Annotated in this window: 3 protein-coding genes; all 3 read right to left on the bottom strand. The window is 40.4% G+C overall.

All coding sequences use genetic code 11. The features are described 5' to 3' along the window. Positions 1 to 250: 250 nt before the first annotated feature. Positions 251 to 2,761, bottom strand: coding sequence for an outer membrane beta-barrel family protein (locus FC093_RS06730; protein ID WP_170971011.1), 2,511 nt, complete (start codon positions 2,759 to 2,761; stop codon positions 251 to 253). Between the two features lie 450 nt (positions 2,762 to 3,211). After that, positions 3,212 to 5,263 carry a M13 family metallopeptidase gene (locus tag FC093_RS06725; protein WP_137260996.1) on the bottom strand — a complete coding sequence of 684 codons (2,052 nt, stop codon included), beginning with the start codon at positions 5,261 to 5,263 and terminating at the stop codon, positions 3,212 to 3,214. Between the two features lie 320 nt (positions 5,264 to 5,583). After that, complete coding sequence (locus tag FC093_RS06720; protein ID WP_137260995.1) at positions 5,584 to 6,507, bottom strand: PfkB family carbohydrate kinase; 924 nt, start codon at positions 6,505 to 6,507, stop codon at positions 5,584 to 5,586. Positions 6,508 to 6,642 lie beyond the last annotated feature (135 nt).

Here is a 6,642-nt window from a genome sequence, read left to right as displayed (position 1 = left end):
TTCAAACGGGTTGCAAATATAGATGTGTTCAGCAAACTATCAAATTCATTTTGCATTTTGTTTTGCTATTAACGTTTATACAACACGATCTTTTTACTTGTTCCCTAACCTATATAATCTATGTTATTCATATTCACGTCTTTAAACTTTTTTGTAAATCGGTTGCTTACACTATCTATTTATCTTTTTATACAAACAAAAGCCCGGGTAAAGACCCAGGCCGTTATTTATATTGCACATGAGAATTTGCTTATTGCTGTCCGCCGGTGTGGATACGATTCTGCTCATCCTCCGATGCACTGCTTCTGCGGCGCTGTTGCTGACCATTGGCTTTGCCAAAACGATAGTTGAACGAAATGGTAACCCTTCTGTTGTCCCACTTGTTGCTTATTACGGTTAGTCCTTTGTCCGTCTCGTTTTTGCCGCGAAACCTGGCAAGATAAAATGGATCTCTTACATTCAATCGTATTGACCCCTTATCGTTCAATATCTTTTTGCCGGCGCCAAAGGAAAACATACCCATTGACCTTGCGAGAATTGTACTGCTTTCCAACTGTTGTGATCTAAACCAGCCGCTCAGTTCGCCGCTCCACCCTTTACCAAAATTGAACTGGTTGCTCATATTGCCGCTTAAGCCAGCCATTCCGGTATTTATATCTTCGTTACCGCTGCCATCATTTATTACACCTTTATAATGGTTATAATACACATTAGTGAATACATTTACACTCCACCATTTTACAAGTTGCTTATTATAGTTGACCGATAAACCAATGTTTTCGCTGGAAGCAATGTTTTGTGATGTTTGGAAAGTAGTGTAATTGGAATCGCCCGGCTGTTTTACGGTTATCAATACATCGTTTATAATATCCGTGGTATTGGTATAATTTGTTGATATATTCAACTGTCCTTTGTAGTTGTAGCTCAATTCAATATTGTGGCTAAACTGCGGCTGCAGCAAAGGATTGCCCTGGCGATACGTATATCTGTCTAATTGCTCCTGAAACGGGTTGAGCGATTCGTAACCGGGGCGTTCTATACGGCGACCATAAGAAAGTGCAAAAGTATTTTTGTCATTTGCTTTATAGCTAAGGTAGGTGGTAGGAAACAGTTTTGTATAGTTTTTATGAAAGCTCTGACCTTTTGTTACCTGCTTTCCATCGGCTATTGTTTGCTCGGCACGCAAGCCCAACTGCACACCCCATTTCTTAAATTGTTTTTGCAGGTTTACATACGCCGCATTAATGTTTTCCTTATAGATAAAATGATTACTTCTGGTCGTATCAACAAACCTCTCCTTTGTATCATTATTCTGCAAAGTGTATTGCGCATTATTGTCTGTTTTTACATAGCTTATTTTTATACCAGCTTCTAACACAGCATCTTTCTTAAAAGGATGGTGAAAATCACTTTTAAAAGTATAGATATCAATGTTGGAAGGCAGATTGCCATGCAACAGATAAGGGTTAGGGTTGTGTTGGTCTTTAGTTTCTATTAAAACACTATCTGAAGAAAACAAATAGTTACTATTATCCTGGAGGTTTTTGTTGTGGTAAAAAATATAATCCGCATCAGCAGTCAACTCGGTACCCAGCGTATCTAATTTTTGCTGAAAGTTGAGATTGAACCCAAGATTATTCCACGTTTCGCGACTATCGGAATGTGCCTGGTTGAACTGTACAAAATTGTATAAACTATCATAGATATTCGCTCTGGACTTGGATACAAATTGATTGTTTTCAAAGTTTCCGGTGACGGCAGCGCCAAGCGTTGTTTTTTTAGTAGCATAATAGTCTATACCCGCTTTGAAATTTTGAGGTTTGCCAGAATAACGATTAAATGAATACTGATTGGAATAGCGGTCGTACGCTGCTTCTTTACCCGTACGCAAACTCCTATTGATGTATAAATCATTAAAACCTTCCCAACGTGAATAGCCGTAGTTTCCAAAGAGGTTTACTTTGTTTTTGCGCCAGTTTAAGTTAATGCTGTTGGTGTTTTTAAAATAAGCGGCAATAATAGCGCTGGTAGAAATATTACCATTAAAACCTGCCGCTTTGTTTTTCTTTGTTTTAATATTAATAATACCAGAATTGCCCGAAGCATCATATTTGGCAGATGGCTGCGACATAATCTCAATCTGGTCGAGTTGGTTGGCACTCAGGTTTTTGAGGTAGTTGGCTAAATCTTCGCCGCTGAGATAAGTTGGCTTTCCATCGATCAAAATAATTACGCCCTGCTTGCCTTTGAGGCTAATGTTGTTATTGTTGTCAATAGTAACGCCGGGCGATTTTTCCAATACTTCCAATGCAGAAAGACCAGTATTGGTGGGCGAAGCCTCTACATTTACAACTGTTTTATCAATTTTTTGCTCAATGAAAGGACGTTTACTCGTAACAACAACAGTATGCATGGCTGCATCGGCAGCAGCAAGTGTTATCGTATGTAGATCAAATGCTGTATTAGATGCAGTAAGCGTAAGCACATCGCTATAAAATTTTTTATAACCAATAGCTTCTACAGCTAACAGATAGCTGCCATCTTCAACATTTTCTATCGCAAATGCACCATCTTTATCGGTGATGCCGGTTTTAAATATAGAGGAATCCTGAGAACGCAGTATGTAAATAGTAGCTGATTCTACTTTTTTTCCGTTGCCGGTAACCATTCCTTTTAGAATATGCCCGTTGGTTTGGGCAAGTAGAGAAGTCAAGCTGTTAGCAATGATAAATATTACAAAGAGTACAATAAGCCGTTTCATAAAGGTGCAATTTTGAAATAATACCTCAAAGTTCACTACTATGTTTTGCATAGTACATGGTTTTATCATGGAAGGTAAAATAGCATTACAAATGGTACGGCTATACAAACTTTTTGTTACTGCTTTGGGATGAGTGGTAACAGGGAAGGATGAGTAAAGTCTGAACTAAGATTTTTGGGATTAGCAGGATAAAGATAACGCTCCTGTTTTGATCTTCTTAGCGTCTTCGCGGTTTATCCTTCGCACTCTTTTAAACATTCAATCCTTATTCAACAGTTGCAGTGTGCAATAGCGATTTTAGGCCATTAGGCTGCAACGGAAGTCCCATAATAGCAGGGCAGTTAGTCCTGCAAAAAGAAAAATCAGGCAGGTGTTTTTATATACTTTTTTTCAAACAAAAAAGGCACTCAATACAACAAATGAGTGCCCTTTGCTTTTATCAAAAATGAATTACCAAATTTTAATGCGCTGGTCTTCCGGCTTGTACATCTTATCGTCAGGCTGCACGTTGAACGCCTGGTAGAATGGCGTAAAGTTCATCAACGGTCCGTTTACACGATACATCGGCGGTGAGTGCGGATCGGTATTAATGCGCAGGCGCGCTGATTCGTCTTTGATTTTGGAACGCCAGATTTGCGCAAAAGAAATAAAGAAACGCTGATCGGGCGTAAAGCCATCAATTTTAATAGTATCCTGTCCTTCTTCGGTCATTTTGAAGGCATCGTATGCAATGGCAAGACCACCAATATCTGCCATATTTTCGCCGGTTGTGAGCGCGCCGTTTACATGTACTGTATCCAGAATGGTAAAGTTGTTGTACAGGGCAATTACCTGTTTTGCTTTTACCTGAAACTTCTGTTTATCAGTTGCATTCCACCAGTTTTTAAGATTGCCTTCTTTGTCGTATTGCGAACCTTCATCATCAAAGGCATGTGTCATCTCGTGACCGATTACCATACCTATGCCGCCGTAGTTGATGGCATCATCGGCATTAGGATCGAAGAAAGGAAACTGCAAAATGCCGGCAGGGAAAACAATCTCATTAAATGTAGGATTGTAATAAGCATTAATGGTTGGCGGTGTCATGCCCCATTCGGTGCGGTCAACCGGCTTGCCTACTTTATTCATTTCATAAGCATAATTATTTTGATTAGCCGAAATGATGTTTTCGAAAAATGTACTCCGGTTCACATTTACCTTGCTGTAATCTCGCCACTTATCAGGAAAACCCACTTTTTTTAGGAAAGTGTGCATTTTATCTATCGCTATCGGCTTGGTGCTATCGCTCATCCAATCCAGCCCATGAATACGGTTTTCAAAAGATTTTTGCAGGTTATCTATCAGGTCCTGCATCCGCTTTTTGGCGTCAGCCGTAAAATATTTATCAACATACAAATGTCCCAGCGCCTCGCCTAGTTCCTGGTCTGTAACCATATACATGCGCTCCCAGCGTGGCTTCATCTGCTGCTGACCAGATAATATTTTGGTGTATTGAAAACGTGCATTTACAAAATCGGAACTTAAGTAAGGTGCAGCATCGTCGGCTAAATGAAACTGATAATAAGCTTTCCACGTATCAATAGGCGTTGATTTCAACAGATCGTTGAGTTTTGCATAATAAGCAGGCTGTCCTACGTCTACCGAATCCACGTTAACACCCAAACTGTTCAGGAAAGTATGCCAGCCAATGTTTGGTTCTTTATTAGCCAAATCGGCAATTGCTGTTTTGTTGTAGTTGCTTTCGGGATCGCGCAATTCTACATTGGTGCGATGGCTTTGTGCTATATTTTTTTCCAAGGCATATACGGCAGCTACTTTTTTGGCAGCCGTAGCGGAGTCATCGCCAAGCAGCGTGAACATCTTTTGCATATAGCTTTTGTAAGCATTCTGGATAGCTGTAGTAGGTGCATCCGTTTTAAAGTAGTAATCTCTATCGGGCAAACCCAGTCCGGTTTGTACCAACCCAACAATATTCATGCGGCTGTTCTTTTCATCGGGACCAACACCCATACCTATAATGTACGCAAAACCATCTTTGTGCATGCCGGCTTCCAGTTGCATGATACTCCCTGCATCGGTAAGGGAAGCCGCTTTTTGCAGATAAGGCTTCACCGGCTCGTAACCTCTTTTTTCAATAGTAGCCGAGTCCATTCCCGAAGCGTAAAAGTCTCCCACGAGTTGCTCATTGGTGCCTTTGTCAGCATTATTTTTAGCAGCATCTTCCAATAGCGTTTTCAGGTTGTCGCGGGTGTGATTGTACAAATCGGTAAAGGCGCCGGCGCTCGTTTGCGTACCGGGAATCTCCGCATGTTGAATCCATTTACCGTTTACAAATAAATAAAAATTATCACCCGGCTTTACACTCGAATCCATATTGGCAGTTTCAATAAACGGTTTTCGCGTTGTGTCTGCGCCGGTAGTAGCATTACTGTTATTATTATTACAGGCGCACAGGAAGACTGTTGCCATAATGGAAGAAAAAAGAAAAATGGTTTTTATCATTACCTGTCTATTTGATTAAAATATATTTTGCTAAGCTAAATCGTTGAAGGGAAGAACAATATTCCTTATTTCTGTTGGTTACAGCAAAAAATATTATAATTTATTAGCAGCGTTTTAGTATAAAAATGATAAATAACAGATAAAGTATATGAGTGGCAAAAGTATATACTTGTATGCTCTTCATTACATTGTCAGCTAAATACTTTAAGTGTTTGGCAGGTGGTGACACCTGCCGATAGCTCTCTAACGGATAATGTCTCATCATCCGAAATAGTAGTGTTTACAATATATTTAGCTGAAAATGTACTAAGTTGTATTCTCTACACCAGCGCAATATCAAAGTTCACCAACTGCACAAAGGCTTCCATGCGCTCGTCTATGTCTTGTTTGGTAATTTCCTTTAGGCGTTGCACGCCAAATTGCTCCACGCAAAAGCTTGCCATAGCGCTGCCTACAATAATGGCAGTTTTCATGTTGCCGAATGAAATGTCTTTTGTTTTAGCAAGATGACCAATAAAACCGCCAGCAAACGTATCGCCTGCACCCGTGGGGTCGTACACATCCTCAAGCGGCAGCGCGGGAGCAAAAAACACCTCTTTCCCATGAAATAATAAAGCACCGTGCTCCCCTTTTTTGATAATGAGGTATTTGGGTCCCATCGTTAATATTTTCCGTGCCGCTTTCACCAGCGAAAATTCATCGGTCAATTGCCTGGCTTCGCTATCATTTACTAATAATACATCTACCATCGTCAGCACGTCATGCAAGTCTGCCAATGCCGATTCCATCCAAAAGTTCATGGTATCCATTACAATCAACTTGGGGCGGGTGCGTAATTGCTGGATAACACTTTTTTGCAATGCCGGTACCAGATTGCCCAACATTAAAAATTCGGTTCCCTGAAAGCTCTCCGGCACAATAGGATTAAAGTCTGCCAATACATTCAAATCGGTCACCAGCGTATCGCGGGTATTCATATCCAGGTGGTAGCGGCCACTCCAGAAAAACGAAGGTTTATCTTTTACCACTTCTACCCCATCGAGCTGCACGCCGCGGGACTGCAGGCTTTGCAGTTCTTCCTGCGGAAAATCGTTGCCTACGATAGAAATTTGTTGTATTGGCTTTACAAAATTGGATGCTGCATATGCCACATATGTTGCTGAGCCACCTACTATTTTCTCAGATATTCCAAAAGGCGTTTCTATTTTATCAAACGCCATACTGCCAACTACCAGTAAAGCCATGTGTATTATTTAAAAGGTGCGCAAACCTAATCTTTTTATAGTATGAATGTATAGTACCCAGATGATATGGATTGAAAGCACAACTTTTTTACACGAATTGTTTAAATAGGAATTGCAGAAATTATCCTGCTTATT

This window comes from Ilyomonas limi (genome assembly GCF_005233845.1).
GTDB lineage: Bacteria > Bacteroidota > Bacteroidia > Chitinophagales > Chitinophagaceae > Ilyomonas > Ilyomonas limi.
This window is presented reverse-complemented; position numbering and strand designations above follow the sequence as displayed.

Coding starts and splice junctions, on each gene's coding strand:
- FC093_RS06730 (WP_170971011.1), bottom strand. CDS start 2,761: ATGAAACGGCTTATTGTACTCTTTGTAATATTTATCATTGCTAACAGC.
- FC093_RS06725 (WP_137260996.1), bottom strand. CDS start 5,263: ATGATAAAAACCATTTTTCTTTTTTCTTCCATTATGGCAACAGTCTTC.
- FC093_RS06720 (WP_137260995.1), bottom strand. CDS start 6,507: ATGGCTTTACTGGTAGTTGGCAGTATGGCGTTTGATAAAATAGAAACG.